Below are 17,138 nucleotides of genomic sequence, written 5' to 3'. Positions count from 1 at the left end.
TTCGGTGTGTTGCGAAAAACAGGAACAATACTGCTTGACGAAATCAGGCAATATTCGGCATTAAAGAACAAGTTATGACAAATTTGACCACAAACATTTCCGCGACGCTTGAGGCCCTGGGACGCTCGGACGCCTTCCTGGCCTTTCAGGAGCGCCTGGTTGCCGTGGCCAAGGTGAACCGGCCCGTGATCATCGTCGGTGAGCGGGGAACGGGCAAGGAATTGGCCGCAATTCGGCTGCACTACCATTCCCATCGCTGGCAGGGTCCCCTGGTGGCCGTGAACTGCTCGGCTTTGTCCGAATCGCTTCTGGAATCCGAACTCTTCGGCCATGAGCCAGGGGCGTTTACCGGAGCGGTCCGGTTGCGGCGCGGCCGGTTTGAAGCGGCGCACAAGGGCACCCTCTTTCTGGACGAAATCGGAACCATGCCCCTGGGCATGCAGGAAAAGATCCTGCGCGTGGCCGAATACCAGGTCGTGGAGCGCCTTGGCGGAGCCACGCCTCTGGAGGTGGACGTACGAATTATCGCGGCCACCAACGCCGATCTCGTCGCCCTGGCGGTCCAGGGGCGGTTCAAGCCCGACCTGCTGGACCGTCTGGCCTTCGAGGTTCTGCGCGTTCCACCGCTGCGTGAGCGGTCCGGTGACGCGGTCCTGTTGGCCGAACATTTCGCGGCCCGAATGGCCGTGGAACTGGGCCGTGCCGAACCGCCGCGCCTGTCGGCACCCGTGGTTAAGACCCTGGAAACGTATTCCTGGCCGGGCAATGTGCGGGAGTTGAAAAACGTCGTGGAGAGGGCCGTGTTCCGGGCCGGTGACGCGACGGTGATCAATGATGTGGTCCTTGATCCCTTTGCCGCATCACCATCCGCGACAAAGGCCGAGGCTCCGGAACGATCACCCCAGGCCGGACAAGAAGTGCGACATCCGGGCTCAAGTTCCCCGGCTGGACAAAACATGGCGCATGAAGAACCATTCTTGCCCGAGCAACTCAGCCTGCCGGAAGCCGTGGCCGAACTGGAACGCCGCTATCTCCGCCGAACCTTGCGCCAAGCCAGGTTCAACCAGAGCCAAGCCGCGAAACTCCTCGGCCTGCGCTACAACCAGTTCCGCGGCCTGTACCGGAAACATCGGGATGTTCTCGGGTTTGAGGCGGATGTTGGTTCTGATGAGGTGACGAGTCGAGGATAATGCCCTGGAAATGTTATCCAGTGTCGCCCTTTGACCTGGATCACGCGTCCGCCACGGCCCTCTCTCCTTCCCCGATCCGGCCTTCCAACTCTTCCAACCGAAGCATCAGACGCTCAGCCTGTTGCTCAACGTCATGATATTCCTTGCTCAGACGGGTAAATTCCTCGCTCCGAGCATAGGTTTCCGGATCGGCCAGGATTTGTTCCAGTTCGCTCTGGCGCGTCAAGACCGTTTCCAGTTCGGACTCGGCCTGGACGTATTCGGCTTTCAACGGCTTGAGCTTGCGGGAAAGCGCGTTGCGGCGCTCAGCCTCGGCCCGGCGGCGTTCCTTGTCCTCCTGGCGTGAAACCTTGCCGACCTGGGAAGGCTTTTCCACGACGCACTCGGAGAGGGTCGCGCGGCGATGCTCCTCATACTCATCGTACCCGCGAGAGAACACGTGCAGTCCCTCCGGCCCCACGGCCCAGACCTCCTGGGCCGCCTCGGCCAGCAGGCGGCGGTCGTGGGCCACGAAGATCAGGGTCCCGGTGTATTCCTCCAGGGCGCGAATCAAGGCTTCCCGGCTTTCCAAGTCCAGGTGGTTGGTGGGCTCGTCCAGAACCAGGAAGTTGGCCCGGGCCGCGAACAGGGAGGCCAGCAGCAGGCGGCTTTTCTCCCCGCCGCTGAGGCCGGCCACCGGACGTTCCCAGTACTCCTCGCCCAGCAAAAACAGCCCGAGAATGGAGCAGACCTCGTAATGGCTGGCCTTGGGTCCGGCCAGGCGACGCATTTCAGACAGGACCGAGGTTTTCGGATTCAGAATTTCGGTCTGGTGCTGGCTGAAATAGCCCATGACCGTATTCGGGCCGACCTTGATCCGCCCGGTATTCGGCGCCAGATCCCCGCTGATCAGCTTGAGCAGCGTGGTCTTGCCCGCGCCGTTGGGCCCGGCCAGGGCCACCTTCTGTCCCCGGTAAAGCTGAAAGGTCAGCGGCGGCCAGAGCGGTCGACCGTCGTCAAAGGCGAAACCGAGATCCGCGGCGGCCAAAACCGTCTGATCCCCCCGGCTGGGTTCCGGCAGGGAGAAGGACAGGGTCTTGGCCCGGATTTCCGGGCGCTGGCCGCGCAGTTCTTCCAGTTCCTTCTGCAGCTTGTCCGTGCTCTTCAACTTGCTCTGGGCTTGCCGGGCCTTGCTGGCCTTGAACCGGAAACGGTCGATAAACACGGCCTGATGACGAATCTTATCGTCAATGGCCGCGGCCTGGCGCTCCCACTGCTGCTCCATCTCTTCCCGCCAGGCCAGGAATTCGGAAAACGTGCCGGGCCGGAGAATAGGCTTGGCTTCGCCTAAATACAGGGTCTGGGTGGCCACCTTGTCCAGAAAGACCCGGTCATGGGCCACAAAAATCAGGACGCCGTCAAACCCGAGCAGATATTCCTCCAGCCAGGTCACGGCCTCCAGGTCCAGGTGGTTGGTGGGCTCGTCCAGAAGCAGCACGTCCGCCCCGGCGGTGAGCACCCGGGCCAGCTTGGCCCGCTCCCGCCAGCCCCCGCTCAGGGCTTGCAGCGGCTTGCCCAGATCGGCATCGGCAAAGCCCAGGCCGCAGAGGATGGTCTTGGCCCGGTGTTCCGGGCTGTAGCCGAGCTGGTGCTCCAGCACGGTCTGCTCCTCGGCCAGAATCTTCAAGGCCGCTTCATCCCGGCGCTGAACAGCCTCTTCCCAGCGATGCCAAAACCCGGCCCAGGACGGCAGGGCGTCCATGACCCAGGGCAACAGCCCGCGCTCCAGGTCGCCCGCGTCCAGTTCCTGGGCCACGTACCCCAGACGCGCCCCGGTGGAAAAAATCACCCGTCCGCTGTCGGGGTGGGATTCTCCGGCCAGAATGCGCAGCAAGGTGGATTTGCCCGCGCCGTTGGCGCCGACCACCGCCAGGCGGGTTCCGCCGACGATTTCCAGATTGAAATCCTTGAAAATATCCCGACCGCCGTAGGACTTGGTCAGGGCATGAATGGTGAGTTTGGACATAATTCTATTGGAAAGTCAGGGGTCAGGGGTCAGGGGTCAGGGGTCAGGGGTCAGGGGTCAGGGGTCAGGGGTCAGGGGTCAGGGGTCAGGGGTCAGGGGTCAGGATTGATCAAAAAATAGAGTATTTGTCAATAGGCAGAGCTGTGAAAGGTTAATATAACCAAGGCTTTCACATCAGCTGTCAACAAAATTCGTGAAGAAAAAACACGCATTTTGCGACTCGATCTGTTTTGGGATACCGTGGCGGTGTTTTGGAAAAAGCGTCACGCAACCACAACCCGCGTTCGCGCGGTGACACTGGAGGAGAATATGGAACTGTCCGGCAAGAAGGTCATGATCATGGTCGCGGAACTGTTCAATGATTACGAGTTCATCTACCCCTACTACCGGCTCCTGGAAACCGGGGCTCATGTGGAGGTGGTCGGCGCCAAGGCCGGGATGGTCTATTCCAGCAAGGTCGGAACCACAGCCAAAAGCACGGCCGCGGCCAAGGATCTGAACCCGGCGGAGTTCGCCGGGCTGGTCATTCCCGGGGGGTACGCCCCGGACTTCATGCGCCGCGACCCGGCCATGGTTTCGCTGGTCCGGGAACTGACCAACCAGGGCAAGGTCGTGGCCGCCATCTGCCACGCCGGCTGGATGCTGGCCTCGGCCAAGATCCTTCAGGGCCGCACAGTGACCTCGTATTTCGCCATCAAGGACGACCTGATCCATGCCGGAGCAAACTGGGTGGACCAGGAGGTCGTGGAGGACGGAGGCCTGATCACCAGCCGCACCCCGGACGATCTGCCGGCCTTCATGCGCGCGGTGGTTGGGGCTTTGGGCCGGGTCTGATCGTTACAGGCATTCAGACGAACCGCCCGCTCCCGATGGTCGCTCAGGACGCCAGGGACGCAAAGGAAAAGATCGCCGATAGGCGGCGAGCCTTTTGCCTTCCGCATCTCTCCAGCGGAGTAACTACTCAGCACAGAGTAATTCTGTTGCCGGGGTCGGAATCGGGATCGGGATCGAAAACGCTGGGATGCGTTCTAAATTCCTCCTGTTTCGATTCCGACTCCGATAGCGAAGCGCCGACCCCGACACCGATTGCCGGAGCAAGATCGGACACAAAATGTACTAAGTAGTTACCCAGCGGAAGGCAAAATCTCTTCTTGGCGTCCTCCGTGTCCTGAGCGAAGCGGGCGGTTTAATTCTTCCAATGTCAACAGGTTTTGAACCATCCCGATCAAATCATGTACTTGATGTCCGAAACATGGGTCGGGTAGGCCCAGAGCAGGCTTTTGAGCTGCGTTCTGGTCAGGCCGAACTTGATGGCCAGGGCCAGAATATTGATCATCTCCCCGGCGTTGTGGCCCAGCAGGTGCGCTCCCAGGATCGTTCCGGCGTCCTTGTTCAGGATGACCTTGTAGGCCGCGTGCTTCTGGCCGATGCGCCGAGAGGTCATCCAGCCTGTGGCGTCGCCGGTGTTCACGGTGAGCTGGAAGCCTTGCTCCTCCGAGGCCCGGCGGGCCCGTTCCTCGCTCATGCCCACAGTGGCCAGGGGTGGAATGGAAAAGACCACGCTGGGAACGGCTACGTGGTCCGCCTCGGTGGTGTTGCCCTGAAGAATATTGACCGCCGCGGTCTCGGCCTCCATGTCCGCGGTGGTGGCCAGGGCGAACGGCGTATCCGCAGCGTCGCCCACGGCATACACAGCCGGGTTGGAGACGCTTTGCATGAAGGCGTTCACGCTGATCCCTCTCGGGGTTTCGCTGACTCCGGCAACGTCCAGCCCCAGCCCGTCCAGGTCCGGCACCCGCCCGACGGCGGCCACGGCCGATTGAACACGCAGGGACGTCGGCCCTGACCCGTCCAGGTCAAGCACGATATCGCGTCCATCCCTGCGCACCGCGACAACGTTGGTTTCGGGCAGAAACTCGATCCCCCGAGCCTTGCCAGCCTCCATAAGCAAAGCCACCAGGTCCGGGTCAAAGTTGCGCAGAAAGCGGTCGCCGCGATGGATGACCGTGGTGCGCACCCCGGCCAGGGCGCAGATAAAGGCGAATTCAAAGCAGACGAATCCGCCGCCCACGAAGGCGATGCTTTCCGGAAGCGCGTCCAGTTCCAGGAAAACGTCGCTGTCCAGCAGCAGCTCGTCGCCGGGAATCTTCAGTTTTCTGGGTACGGCCCCGGCGGCGATGACGATATGCCTGGCTTCATGCTCCTCTTCTCCGATCCGCAATCGGCGAGGGCCAACGAACGTGGCCAGACCGTGGGCCGTGCGCATCCCGGCGTCCAGGAAGCCCTGCTCCGTACCCTGGGGCACGGCATCGGTGAAGTCGCGTTTGAAGCGCATCAAGGAAGGCCAATCCAGGCGGCTTTCTCCGGTCACGCCCTGCCCGTGCAGGGCATTGGCCCCATGCACGGCCTGAACCGCGGCCACCAGAATCTTCTTGGGCTGGCAGCCGCGCATGGCGCAGGTTCCGCCAAAGGGCCGCTTGTCCACCACCAGGACGCTCTTTCCGGCCTTGCGACAGGCATGGGCCGCTGTATACCCGGCCGTTCCGGATCCGATGACGATCACGTCGTGCCGTTGCATTTCGCCTCCAGGTTCCGTTTTCGTTTTTTTAATCTTCGCTCACGTCGTTGACCCAACTCGTGGCCGTGGCCACGGCCGGAAAGCCAATGGTCGAGGTGAGCACGATCAGGGCGTGGCGCACTTCCACTTCCGTGGCCCCGGCGGTCATGGCCCGGCGGGCATGGCTGTGCACCGCCCCTTCCATGCGCAGAGCCGCGGCTGCGGCCATCTGGAGCAGGTTGATGGTCTTCTCATCCAGCGGACCGGCCTCGCGCACGGCCTTGCCCAGATTGCCCACGGCGGCCATGAAGTCGGGATGATTCTGCTGCAACTTCTGAAAATTCTTCGGCAATTTGTCCTTAGACATTTGCATCTCCTTCTTGAGGTTATGATCAGGGATTACGGGCGGCCCGCTCCGTAGAGGACGCATATCCTTCCACTCAGGCCGCTCACCGCGCAATAGCGCCAACAGCCTTGCAATCTAGCAAAGAAGGAGTAGGTTATCCAGCAGCCTCTATTTCGTTTCATTATCGAACGATATAGCTGAATACTGAAAAAGTCCTTTCTCGGCAGTCCGTTCAATAACCCCAAGTGCAAGGAGCAAAAAATTTCAAGGTCGAAGCGTAATTGTGATACGGGAGAGTTTGAACTTTTTTTCGGTGACGAAGCAATTGGGAGTTTTTCAACTGCTAGCCGGTTTCTCAAGAGGGTCAATGCCAATGAACACCATGAACTACGCATTTCTCTGTTCCGCGCCGCCTCCGCCCAACGGATTGAAGGCGGCGGTGGTCGGGTCCGGGCCGGCCGGGCTGTCCGCGGCCGGATGGCTGGCTTGCGCCGGGTATGAGGTGCATGTCTACGACAAATTGCCCAAGGCCGGTGGACTGCTTGTCTTCGGCATTCCCGGCTTCCGGATTCCGGCCCGGCGCATCGAGGACGCCGCTGAAAAGCTTGCCGAGGAGTACGGCGTGCGGTTCCATTTCTGTACGAAGATCTGCACCCAGGACAAGGTCTGCGAGTCCGGGGATGAATTCGTGGACGAAATGGTCAGTCTGTCCGAACTGCTCCACGAATGCGCGGCCGTATTGATCTGCACCGGCAGTTGGCGACCGCGACGACTGAACATCCCCGGCGAAGACCTGTCCGGAGTCTATACGTCACTGGAGTTTCTCTTTCCTTTGCGGGCCTGCAAGATGACTCAATCCCCGACCCAGACGCCCCTGGTCGCCCCTCCAAAAGTCGAAGGACAACGGGTGGCGGTGATCGGCGCGGGATTGTCCGCGGTGGACGTGGTTCAAAGCTGCTTGCGCCTGGGAGCCGAGGAAATCACCCTGCTCTACCGCAAGACGGTGGACGAGGCCCCGGCCGGACGGATGGAGATCAAGCTCCTGCGTCAGCGCGGGGTGCGTTGGGTGGAACGAACCTCCCCGAAGCGAATCGTCGGGGATGGTAAAGCCCGGCGACTGGTTTTCACCCAAGGCGAGGAAACACGGGAACAGGAGCTGGACGTGGACTTGGTGGTGGCGGCCATCGGCGAGGTGCCCACCAACCCCTTTCCCAGGGAGCTGCGCCTGGAGGACATTTCCAAGGACGGCCATGGCTGGCTGCAGATGACCAAGTTCGAAGGTGTCTTCGTGGCCGGGGACGTGCTCACCGGGCCGTCCAAGATCGGCCGGGCCATTCTCAGCGGCCTGAAGGCCGCTGAGTCCCTGGACGGCTGGATCAAGGCCCATCCGCTGGATGCGGCCCCCCCCAGAGGGGAAATGGCGGGGGAAACGACCGGGGACACGAAGAACAAGGCGTCCCGGAAGGAGGTGGCCGATGTCTAAGTCCAAGAAAACCCTGTACATCGACTACAACCTGTGCATCGGCTGCGAAAGCTGCGAGGCGGTCTGCGGGTACCTGTACGGCCAGCCCCGGATCCACATGACCCGGACCAGCGACGGAATCACCGTGCCCATCAGCTGCCACCACTGCACCAACCCGGCCTGCCTCAAGGCCTGCAACGTCAACGCCTTTTACCAGGACGACGAAGGCGCGGTCATCCTCCAGCCCAAGGCCTGCGTGGGCTGCATGGTCTGCCTCTCGGTCTGCCCCTTTGCCGCCATCTCCCATTCCCGAACCGGCCCAAATCCCGTGGCCAAATGCGATCTCTGCGCCGAACGCCGGGCCAAAGGGATGACGCCGGCCTGCGTGGAAATCTGTCCCTGCGGGGCGATCTTGTTCGGCTCCCCGGAAAAAATCGAGGCCGAACTGCGCCAGCGGGTGGCCGAGGGCATCGTCCAGTCCCACATGCACCCGGAACGGTTCGGCACCCAGGTCGGACTGCGGGCCATGAAAAAATCCGTGAGCGTGGAAGGTTATGCGGCAGGCACGACGAAAAAGGAGGAAGAACAGAACGGTTGACCGATCTTGGCTGATGCCCTGTCTCCGAGGCAATACTCGAAATCGAAATCGCGATCGAAATCGAGGAAATCAGCTGGTCAAAGAATGACGGGGATACCGATTTCGATTGCGATTTCGACCTTGACTCCTTGAAGAAGCACCTTCGCGAACGGATCGTTTATCGGCTATTTCTCCCGCTCCTCAAAACAGCGCGCAATATACCCCGCTGCCCCTTTTGCGTCCAACGGACGGGAAAACATGAAGCCTTGGGCGTTGTCGCAGCGCAGGTCGCGCAGGCAGGACAGCTGTTCCTCCCGCTCCACGCCTTCGGCGATGACCGAGAGCCCCAGAGCCCTAGCCAGGGAGATGATCGAGTTGACGATGTGCGGGTTGCCTTCGGACTGCTCGGTGCCGCTGATGAAGGAGCGGTCGATTTTCAGATGGTCGATGGGCAGTTGCTGGAGATAGCTCAAGGAGGAATAGCCGGTGCCGAAGTCGTCGATGGCGATCCGCACGCCCAGGTCCTTGAGCCGTTGCAGCTCCCGGGCCGTGTGGGCCGGGTCGTGCATCAACACGGTTTCGGTGATTTCCAGCTTCAGGGCTCCCGGCTTCAGGCCCAGGTCTCGGAGCACCTCGGCCACGTAATCCACGATATTATCCCGCAAAAATTGCAGGCAGGAAACGTTCACGCTCATGGACAGATCGGTTCCACCGGGCAGTTCATCACGCCATAAAGCCAACTGGCGGCAGGCTTCCCGGATCACGAACCGGCCCAGGGGCAGGATCAGCCCGGTTTCCTCGGCCAGGGGAATGAACCTGGAAGGCGGCACCTGGCCCATGGTTGGGTGATTCCAGCGCAACAGGGCCTCGAAGCCATCCAGCCCGCCGTCGTCCACGCGAATGATGGGCTGGTAGTGCACGGCCAAGGCTTCGTCGCCCACTGCCAGACGCAGCTCGTTTTCCATGTTCATGGACTCCTGCAGTTCCAGACGCATGGAGCGGTCGAAGAGCAGATTGCCGCAGCGCAATTCCTTGGCCCGGTACATGGCGATGTCCGCGTCGCGCAGGATGTCCTCGGCCCGGGCGTACTCCCCGGAGTGCATGACCACCCCGATGCTGGCCTCGGGCCGGACTTCACCGGAAACCAGCACCAGGGACCGGCGCAGGGTTTCCTCAATCCGCCGGACAATGGTCAGGGCTTCCTCCTCCGAGACCAATTCCTCCAGAATCAGCGCGAACTCGTCTCCGCCCAGCCGGGCCACGGTGTCCATGGACCGGACGCATCCGGACAGCCGACGGCCCACTTCGACCAACAGGTCATCGCCGGCCTGGTGGCCCAGGGTGTCGTTGACCGCCTTGAACTTGTCCAGGTCCACCATGATCACCGCATAATGGTAGTCCGTGCGTCGTTTGCCCCGCTCCACGGCCCGGGCCAGCCGCTCGGCGAACAGGCTGCGGTTGGGCAGGCCGGTCAGGCCATCGTGGAAGGCCTGATGGGTGATCTGCTCCTCAAAGGCCTTACGCTCGGAAATGTCCTGATAAATGAAGACCACGCCCTGAATGGCCCCGCGGACCATCAACGGGAAACCGATCATGGACACCGGAATCAGCCGTCCGTCCTTGTGGCGGCGCTGGGTCTCGGCCTGCATGGAGTTGCCCGAGAGCACGGCGGCGCGGAAGGTTTCCATGTCGGCCATCAATTCCTCGGGCACGATGAAACCACGGATGGAAAATCCGCGAATGTCTTCGGCCCGGAACCCGAAAAGCCGTTCAAAGGCCTGGTTGGCGTTGATCACGTTGCGGTCCATGTCCGTGAGCACGATGGCCTGGGGCGAATTGGCGAACAACTGAGTGAACAGTTCCCGCTGGGTTTCCAGGGCCTCTTCCGCCAGCTTGCGCCGGGTGATGTCCACCACGGTCCCCTCGAAGTAGGCGATATTTCCGCGATCATCGTACACGGCCCGGGCATTTTCCGAAATCCAGATCCGGCTTCCGTCTTTTTTGTAAATCTCGGAGACAAAGTCCCAGACCTCGTGATTCTGGTCCATGACCCGCACGAACTCGTCCCGGCGCAGAGGATCGACGTAGAGCTGCGTCTTGATGTCTCGGAAGGCCCGGATCATCTCCTGGGGCGAGGCATAGCCGTAAATCCGGGCCAGGGATGGATTGACGTCCAGATAGCGCCCGTCCGGGGTGGTCTGAAAAATGCCCTCCACGGCATTGACGAAAATGGAACGGTACTTGGTTTCCGCGTCCTGAAGCATTCGTTCCGCCTGCTTGCGGTCGGAGATGTCCACGAAGATGCACCAGGAAAACCGGCGGCCATCGGCCATGGCAATGGAAAACTGGGAGGCGCAGGTTTCCACGGTCCGGCCCCCAATTGCCCGCCAGCAGACATCGACGCCCTGAAAGGCCGCATCACCGCTCCAGACCCGCTCAGCCTGGACATCAAACCCCGTGCATGGCTGCAATATATCCCGCAACCGCGGTTTCGCCCCCCCGGCGGCACGTGCGCCCAGCGGCCCGAACATCCGCTCGAAAGCGGCGTTGTGGACGACCATCCGGCCCTCCTGGTCGCGCAGAACCACGGCATTGGGTGATCCGGCGAAAAGCTGCAGAAAGGCCTCGGCGCCCTCCAGAAGGTTGGCTTCCATCGCCTCTGGACCGAAGAGAACGGACGCGGTAACGGGAAACGGAGCCAAGGTATCGCCGAAAACACTCCCGACGACGCTTTCGGAAACCCGAACGCCCTCGGCGCTGGATACGGAATGAGTGATTGGATTTGTAAGATTCATGAACATCATGTTACAATTTTGTTTGATTGGTGAGTGAACAGGGCGCCCAAAACCGATCGCCCCTGAAATCGCAAAAGCCGTGGCCTGGCCATGATCCCCGCGGCCCCGTGCGCCGGAAGCGCGGTCGATCCAAGGGCGACACCCGGGCTTCTTTGCAGAGAGCATGCCGAGAAGCCCGGTCTTTCAAAGCCGTAACTACTCAGTACATTTTGTGTCCGCTCTTGCTCCGGCAATCGGTATCGGGGTCGGCGCTTCGCTATCGGAGTCGGAATCGAAACATGAAGAATTTAGAACGCATCCCAGCGTTTTCGATCCCGATTCCGACCCCGGCAACAGAATTACTCTCTGTGCTGAGTAGTTACAAACTCATTCGAATCAGGAGAAATCCATGCCGTACGTGAACATCAAGATCACCAGGGAGGGAGCCACAGCGGAACAGAAGGACCTGCTGATCCGGGGCGTCACCCGACTGCTGGCCGACGTGTTGGGCAAGAACCCGGAGACCACGGTGGTGGTCATCGACGAGGTGGAGACGGACAACTGGGGCATCGGCGGGGTACCGGTCACCGCCCTGCGCCGCAAGCGGAAGGAGGGGTGAAATGGCCGAGGAGACCATTTCCTGGCAAGATTTCGAACGGGTGGAGATACGCGTGGGCACGGTGGTGGACGCACGGCCTTTTCCCGAGGCCCGCAAACCGGCCTACATCGTGGAGGTGGATTTCGGCCCGGAAGTCGGCCGCAAACGGACCAGTGCCCAGGTCACGGACCATTACGCACCGGAGGAGCTCATCGGTCGGCAGGTGGTCGGGGTAACCAACTTCCCGGTCAAACAGATCGGCCCGATCCGGTCCGAATTCCTGCTGACCGGCTTCTATCGACCGGACGGAGGGGTGATTCTGGCCGTACCGGACAAGCCCGTCCCCAACGGGGCCAAGCTGGGGTGAGTGTTGAAACGAGAGGTCACCGACACCCAGTCAATGTCGACCTCTACGCAACACAAATAACCAACCACCAGCTGTAAGCTGGTGGTTGGTTAGTGACTCAACGTTATTGCTTCGGCTGTGCATCAAACGGCACGCCTTGCTCCCGACCTTGTCCATTGGGTTGCAAGCCCTGACCTGGCTCCGACTCTCCCATTGGGGCTTCAGGCTGCATCAATGAACGCTCCTGGGGTCGCTCCTGGGGTCGCTCCTGACCAAGCGGCAGTTCGTACCCCGGAGGGCTTTCTCCAGGCCTGGCCGGTATTTCATACTCCTCCGGGTCCGGGCCGCAAGCAGATCCCAAAAACATCCCCATTGCCAGAATCAACAAGGGAACGGTCTTTTTACCGAACATCAGCGTTCCTCCATTCAGGTTCACTCCGTTCTACTGCATCTGGTCCAGCTTGGACGCCATCTTTTCCTGCAACTCGGTGCTCACCTGCACTTCCTGCATGACCTGATTATACGTGTCCACGTCCAACCCGCTGTCCTGGACGGCCTGGACCATGGCGGCTCCCGCCTGCTCCTGCATTTGCTGTGCGGACTCCGGATCAGTCACCCCGGCCAGGGTTTCCTGCAATTCCATGCGAATCTCATGAATTTCCAGGTATGCGGTCGCTACTTTTTGAAGCTCGGCATCACTAAATTGAGCCGTGGTTCCAGGTTGCTGCATCATCTGCTGTTCTTCGGCTTGACCAGTTTGGGCGTGAACGCCCACGCTCAAGGCCAAAACGAGCAAACAGGTGAGGGTCGATCCGGTCAGCAGCAAAATTAACTTCTTCATCTTCAAAAACCTCCGAAAGAATTTGAGCCGCAAGGTCATCAAGCGGCATCATCCCTTTTTAAGCATGCACCGTGCCAGAACCGAAACAGTCTCCCTCGCAACCACAAGAAAAATTAAAAATACACATATAATACAAGATATTGACGCATGTTGCCAAACGAAGCGGAAACAATGTCCACCCTGATCGTCCTTGAAATGCGCTCATTTGATATGTATAAAAAAGCCACATGTGCAACTTCATCCCAGTCCAAGCTTAGGAGGACCATGCTCCCTCGTATTCCGGCGTTGTCCGACTACTTCAGTCTGCGTACAGCCCTGGTCATCTCCGTCGTCCTGCCCCTGGCCCTGGCCATGGGGCTGACCGGTTACCTGCTCCTGCAGCTCGTGGAGCGAAATATCGAGCACCGGATGCAAAAGGATCTGGAGCTGGTGGCCAGGGCGCTGCAATTGCCGCTCAGCCACTCAATGGAACTGGACCGCAAAGGCAGCGTCCTGAGGGCCGTGGAGTCCGCCTTTTCCATCGGCAGGGTCTACAGTGCGTATGTGTATGATCGGCAGGGGCGCCTGATCGCCTCGGCCGGGCGAAGCGAACCAACGCCGGAGCAGGACCGGCTGACCGAGCTGGCAGCGGACGGCAAACAGCGCGGGGAGTACGGACATGTGGCCGGGCGAGAGGTTTTCTCGTACTTCGTTCCGCTGAGCGACTCCGGCGGCAAGGTCAACGGCCTGCTCCAACTGACCCGGCGAAAAAGCGACATCCAGGAGGATGTCCGGGCTCTTCGCGTCCGCGTCGCACTGGGTCTGGGCTTGGGGTTGCTGGGCATGTCCGGGCTCGTGCTCTTCGGGCACCACCGCGCCCTGGGCCGCCACCTCTCCAGCCTGGGAACCAGCATCTCCAGGGTGACCCAGGGGGACCGGGGCCATCGTTTTTGGCCCCACGGACCAGGGGAAATCGTGACCATCGGTCGGCAATTCAACCGCATGCTGGATACCATTGAAGAGGCCAAGGCCGAACTCCGGGAGCGACGCATCAGACAGGTCCAATTGCAGGCCCAATTGCGTCAGGCCGAAAAACTGGCCGCCATCGGGCAGCTGGCCGCCGGCGTGGCCCATGAACTGGGTACGCCCTTGAGCGTCGTCAGCGGCAAGGCGCAACGCGCCTTGCGCAAGGCCGACCTGGACGCCGGGGTCGTGGAGACGCTGCGCGACATTCGCCGGGAAGTGGACCGTATGGAACACATCATCCGCCAGCTTCTGGATTTCAGTCGCGGAAACGCATTGCGCAAAAAGCCGACCTCCCTGGTGCAACTGATCCGCTCCGCCTTGTCCGCGACAAGCGAAGAAGCCGACAAGCACCGGACTCATCTGGAAACGGCCTTTCCCTTGAACGAAGCGAATGAAGCGCTCCAGATCAACCTGGATGGGGTGCGCATGGAGCAGGCCCTGGTCAACCTGATCCGCAACGCCGTCCAGTCCGCTTCCGGTGGGCGGGTCGTCGTTTCCTGGGGCAGGGAGGGCGACCAGGCGTGGATGCAGGTGGATGACGACGGTCCGGGCATTGCCGATGAAATAAAATCCAAGTTGTTTGAACCGTTCTTCACGACCAAAAGCGTCGGCCATGGCACCGGGCTGGGTTTGGCAGTGGTTCACGGTATTCTTCGAGACCACGGCGGAGGCATCGATGTCGGCAAGAGTCGGCTGGGCGGAGCATTCTTTCGCATCTGGCTGCCCGTTGACCACCAACCCACGATCCGTGTTGAGGAGAGATGAGCATGGCACCGCGCCAAACAGAGCAGAATGTCGGCGGCAGCAAGGTGCTGGTCGTCGAGGACGATCAGTCTTTCGGACAGCTCCTGAGTCAGGAACTGGACGACCACGACCTCACCGCCCGCTGGGTGGACAATGCCGAAAAGGCCCTGGCCGTAATCCAGGAATGGCACCCGGAGTTGGTGGTCAGCGATCTGCGATTGCCGGGAATTGACGGTCTGGAACTGTTGCGACGGGTCAGAAGCGAGGAGATGGACAACCCTCCGGACTTTCTCCTGATCACGGCTTTTGGAAGTATTTCCAAGGCCGTGGAGGCGCTCAAGGCCGGAGCCGAGGACTTCCTGACCAAACCCCTGGATCTGGACCACTTCATCCTGACGGTGGTTCGGGTGTTGAAAAACAGGGCGTTGCGCCAGGAAGTTCAACGCATCCGGGATTATCTGAGCCAGGACGCCTTTCACGGCATGATTGGCCAAAGCCCGGCCATGCGCGGCCTTTTCGAGCAGATCGGCCGCGTGTCCCGAGCCGATGGGCCGGTGCTGATCCTGGGTGAGTCGGGAACGGGCAAGGAATTGGTGGCCAGGGCGGTGCATGCGGCCAGCCCGCGAAAAGGGGCGTTTCAGGCCGTAAACTGTGCCGGCATCCCGGAACAGTTGCTGGAAAGCGAGTTTTTCGGCCACAAAGCCGGCGCCTTTACCGGCGCGGGCAAGGCTCGGCGGGGGCTGTTCGCCGAAGCCGAGAGTGGGACCCTGTTTTTGGACGAAATCTCCGAAATGCCTCTCTTCCTGCAAGCCAAGCTGCTGCGCATCCTCCAGGACGGCAAAGTGCGCCCAGTGGGGGCGGACAAGGAGGAACAGGTCGATGTCCGCACCGTGGCCGCCACCCACCGGGACCTGGAGCAGGAGGTCGAGGCCGGAAAATTTCGCGAGGACCTTTTTTTTCGTCTGGAGACATTCACCCTCAGACTCCCGCCTTTGCGGGAACGCGGTGACGATCTGGAGCTGTTGGCCGGTCACTTCCTGCGTCGATTCAGCATCCAAGTGGACAAGAGCATCCAAGGATTTGATCAAAAAGCCCTGGATATTCTTAAAAACTATTCTTTTCCGGGAAATGTGCGCGAATTGCGAAACGCCATGGAACGAGCCGTAACCTTTTGCGACGGGACCACCATTCTACCCGCGCATCTTCCCAGTCGGATCAGGGACGGCGGCAGCCAGCCGACCTTGCAACCTGCCCCGCTCTTGGCGGCCATGGCCGCGAACGGAGAACATCTGCCCACCCTGGCCCAGGCTGAACAACACTACATTCGCCATGTCCTGGACGCAGTGAACGGCAACAAACGCCGCGCCGCAGCCATCCTCGACATCCACCGCCGCACGCTCTACCGGAAGCTTGAGCAAGACTGACACGAACAGAAGCCCCTGCTGATCCAGCCGGCATCACCTGCCTGTTGGCGGACGTGCTGGCCAAGAGTCCACAGCCATGATGGCCGCAGCCTGGTCCGGCGCGGCCGCGATGGTGAAACACACAGTGGTGCCCTGTCCCAGGGAACTCTCAATCCAGATGAGTCCACCGTGCCGTTCGATGAACTGCTTGCACAGCATCAGCCCCAGGCCGGTTCCACTTTCGCCTTCAGTGCCCAGTCGCCTTTTGGCTTCTCCCAGGGCAAAGACAGAGGACAGAACCCGTTCGTCCATGCCGATGCCGTTGTCCTGAATCGCCATGGTCACATGTTGCTCGGTCTGCTGAGCCCTGATCACGATTTCTCCGCCGCGCGGGGTGAATTTGAGGGCGTTCAACAGGATATTGCGGATCACGGTCCTGATCATGGGCTGGTCGATCAGGGCACGCAGGTTTTGCGCAATGTCCACGCGGACGGCGATGTCCTTGCCCTTGGCCATGTCTCGGGCCGTGGCGCCTTGTCGACCATATCCTTAAGGCCGCAAGGCGTGGGCGAGTAGTTGACGCCTCCCTGCTGCAAGCGCGCCCATTCCAGGAGGTCTCCCAGCAATTCGAAGATGTTCTTGGCGCTTTTATGCACTTCCGTTACAAGAAACCGGATGTTCTCTTCGGATAATACCTCGGGTTGGGTGATCAGAGGTTCCGTCGAGACCACGATGCTGTAAATGGGCGACTTGAGGTCGTGGGCAATGATGGCGAGAAGCTGGTCCTTTTCCGCGTTGGCTTGGTGAAGCTGTTAATTGATGTGATTGATTTTCTCCTCCGCCTGCTTGCGATCCGTGATATCCTGTATCAGTTCCACCGTATATTCAACCTCACCGTCCGCATTCAGGATCGGATTGGCCCGACAGTTCATACCTGAATCCGTGACTTTGCTTGGTTAGGACCTCTCAGCAACTGTTTTGGAACGATTTTTCATCGCACGATCTACGCTGCCAAGATACTGGAAGCTTAAAATGAGCTATCTCAGCATGAAATCATTCAGATCACCGTCTATTACCAGATTTTTGGCGCAATACACCTGTATCATTTTTCTATTCCAAATTCTGCAAGCGCTACGCTGCCTTGAGGCGTTGAAACAACCTGCCAAACCAATCGTGCCATTCCTTGGAACATCCCAGTTGCATCACCAAGGTCCGGGCATGGCTGATCAAACGGCAAGACATGAAGATCACGCTGCTCATCACCGTCTTGATCCTGCGCCTTGTAGCCTT

Annotated in this window: 16 protein-coding genes and 2 pseudogenes; 9 read left to right on the top strand and 9 right to left on the bottom strand. The window is 60.4% G+C overall.

Annotated features, from left to right (window positions below):
• The first annotated feature begins 74 nt into the window (after positions 1-74).
• Entirely contained in the window at positions 75-1,190 is a 1,116-nt protein-coding gene (locus AC559A_RS12310; protein ID WP_498818143.1) for a sigma 54-interacting transcriptional regulator, read from the top strand.
• 40 nt (positions 1,191-1,230) lie between these two features.
• Here the strand turns inward: AC559A_RS12310 and AC559A_RS12305 are convergent, their stop codons facing one another.
• The gene (locus AC559A_RS12305; RefSeq protein WP_498818142.1) at positions 1,231-3,195 is read right to left on the bottom strand and encodes an ABC-F family ATP-binding cassette domain-containing protein; all 1,965 of its coding nucleotides are present in this window, start codon (positions 3,193-3,195) and stop codon (positions 1,231-1,233) included.
• Positions 3,196-3,504: 309 nt separating this feature from the next.
• Between AC559A_RS12305 and AC559A_RS12300 the strand changes: the two genes are divergently transcribed.
• Positions 3,505-4,029 (top strand): type 1 glutamine amidotransferase domain-containing protein, encoded by a 525-nt coding sequence (locus tag AC559A_RS12300; protein WP_498818141.1) that lies wholly within the window; start codon positions 3,505-3,507, stop codon positions 4,027-4,029.
• Positions 4,030-4,420: 391 nt separating this feature from the next.
• Here AC559A_RS12300 and AC559A_RS12295 read toward each other — a convergent pair whose 3' ends face one another.
• Both AC559A_RS12295 and AC559A_RS12290 read right to left on the bottom strand, forming a co-directional pair.
• Entirely contained in the window at positions 4,421-5,773 is a 1,353-nt protein-coding gene (locus AC559A_RS12295; RefSeq protein ID WP_498818140.1) for a dihydrolipoyl dehydrogenase family protein, read from the bottom strand.
• A 28-nt stretch (positions 5,774-5,801) separates the two neighbouring features.
• Positions 5,802-6,119, bottom strand: a complete 318-nt coding sequence (locus tag AC559A_RS12290; protein WP_028571296.1) for a carboxymuconolactone decarboxylase family protein — start codon at positions 6,117-6,119, stop codon at positions 5,802-5,804.
• A gap of 346 nt (positions 6,120-6,465) precedes the next feature.
• Between AC559A_RS12290 and AC559A_RS12285 the strand changes: the two genes are divergently transcribed.
• Together AC559A_RS12285 and AC559A_RS12280 are read left to right on the top strand one after the other, a co-directional pair.
• A complete protein-coding gene (locus tag AC559A_RS12285) occupies positions 6,466-7,581 on the top strand; it encodes an FAD-dependent oxidoreductase (protein WP_498818139.1) in 1,116 nt (371 codons plus the stop codon).
• Positions 7,574-8,158, top strand: a complete 585-nt coding sequence (locus AC559A_RS12280) for a 4Fe-4S dicluster domain-containing protein (RefSeq protein ID WP_084031835.1) — start codon at positions 7,574-7,576, stop codon at positions 8,156-8,158. The genes AC559A_RS12285 and AC559A_RS12280 overlap by 8 nt, the downstream gene beginning before the upstream one ends.
• Positions 8,159-8,322: 164 nt before the next feature.
• On the opposite strand, the gene AC559A_RS12275 is transcribed toward AC559A_RS12280, so the two are convergent.
• Complete coding sequence (locus tag AC559A_RS12275) at positions 8,323-10,791, bottom strand: sensor domain-containing protein (RefSeq protein ID WP_498818138.1); 2,469 nt, start codon at positions 10,789-10,791, stop codon at positions 8,323-8,325.
• A gap of 526 nt (positions 10,792-11,317) precedes the next feature.
• Between AC559A_RS12275 and AC559A_RS12270 the strand changes: the two are divergent.
• Together AC559A_RS12270 and AC559A_RS12265 are read left to right on the top strand one after the other, a co-directional pair.
• Positions 11,318-11,530, top strand: a pseudogene (locus AC559A_RS12270) (tautomerase family protein); the annotation flags it as partial.
• A gap of 1 nt (position 11,531) precedes the next feature.
• On the top strand, positions 11,532-11,876 hold the full coding sequence (locus AC559A_RS12265; protein WP_498818137.1) for a tRNA-binding protein: 345 nt from the start codon (positions 11,532-11,534) through the stop codon (positions 11,874-11,876).
• A 103-nt stretch (positions 11,877-11,979) separates the two neighbouring features.
• On the opposite strand, the gene AC559A_RS12260 is transcribed toward AC559A_RS12265, so the two are convergent.
• Both AC559A_RS12260 and AC559A_RS12255 read right to left on the bottom strand, forming a co-directional pair.
• Positions 11,980-12,267 carry a hypothetical protein gene (locus AC559A_RS12260; RefSeq protein WP_498818136.1) on the bottom strand — a complete coding sequence of 96 codons (288 nt, stop codon included), beginning with the start codon at positions 12,265-12,267 and terminating at the stop codon, positions 11,980-11,982.
• A 30-nt stretch (positions 12,268-12,297) separates the two neighbouring features.
• Positions 12,298-12,696 carry a DUF4168 domain-containing protein gene (locus AC559A_RS12255; RefSeq protein WP_498818135.1) on the bottom strand — a complete coding sequence of 133 codons (399 nt, stop codon included), beginning with the start codon at positions 12,694-12,696 and terminating at the stop codon, positions 12,298-12,300.
• A 264-nt stretch (positions 12,697-12,960) separates the two neighbouring features.
• On the opposite strand from AC559A_RS12255, the gene AC559A_RS12250 reads away from it, so the two are divergent.
• Together AC559A_RS12250 and AC559A_RS12245 are read left to right on the top strand one after the other, a co-directional pair.
• Complete coding sequence (locus AC559A_RS12250) at positions 12,961-14,466, top strand: sensor histidine kinase (protein WP_498818134.1); 1,506 nt, start codon at positions 12,961-12,963, stop codon at positions 14,464-14,466.
• A 2-nt stretch (positions 14,467-14,468) separates the two neighbouring features.
• Positions 14,469-15,869 (top strand): sigma-54-dependent transcriptional regulator, encoded by a 1,401-nt coding sequence (locus tag AC559A_RS12245; protein ID WP_498818133.1) that lies wholly within the window; start codon positions 14,469-14,471, stop codon positions 15,867-15,869.
• Positions 15,870-15,902: 33 nt separating this feature from the next.
• Here the strand turns inward: AC559A_RS12245 and AC559A_RS12240 are convergent, their stop codons facing one another.
• Together AC559A_RS12240 and AC559A_RS12235 are read right to left on the bottom strand one after the other, a co-directional pair.
• Positions 15,903-16,364 carry a sensor histidine kinase gene (locus AC559A_RS12240; protein WP_498818132.1) on the bottom strand — a complete coding sequence of 154 codons (462 nt, stop codon included), beginning with the start codon at positions 16,362-16,364 and terminating at the stop codon, positions 15,903-15,905.
• Positions 16,304-16,579 (bottom strand): hypothetical protein, encoded by a 276-nt coding sequence (locus AC559A_RS12235; RefSeq protein WP_498818131.1) that lies wholly within the window; start codon positions 16,577-16,579, stop codon positions 16,304-16,306. Before AC559A_RS12235 ends, AC559A_RS12240 begins: the two co-directional genes overlap by 61 nt.
• 27 nt (positions 16,580-16,606) lie before the next feature.
• Between AC559A_RS12235 and AC559A_RS12230 the strand changes: the two genes are divergently transcribed.
• A complete protein-coding gene (locus tag AC559A_RS12230) occupies positions 16,607-16,786 on the top strand; it encodes a hypothetical protein (protein ID WP_498818130.1) in 180 nt (59 codons plus the stop codon).
• A 193-nt stretch (positions 16,787-16,979) separates the two neighbouring features.
• Here AC559A_RS12230 and AC559A_RS12225 read toward each other — a convergent pair.
• A pseudogene (locus tag AC559A_RS12225) lies at positions 16,980-17,138 on the bottom strand (IS1380-like element ISDth1 family transposase); the annotation flags it as partial.

This window comes from Desulfonatronum zhilinae, from assembly GCF_900182865.1.
In the GTDB taxonomy this organism is placed as follows: Bacteria; Desulfobacterota; Desulfovibrionia; order Desulfovibrionales; family Desulfonatronaceae; genus Desulfonatronum; species Desulfonatronum lacustre.
The sequence above is the reverse complement of the archived record's forward strand: the minus strand, read 5'-3'. Positions and strand labels throughout refer to the sequence as shown.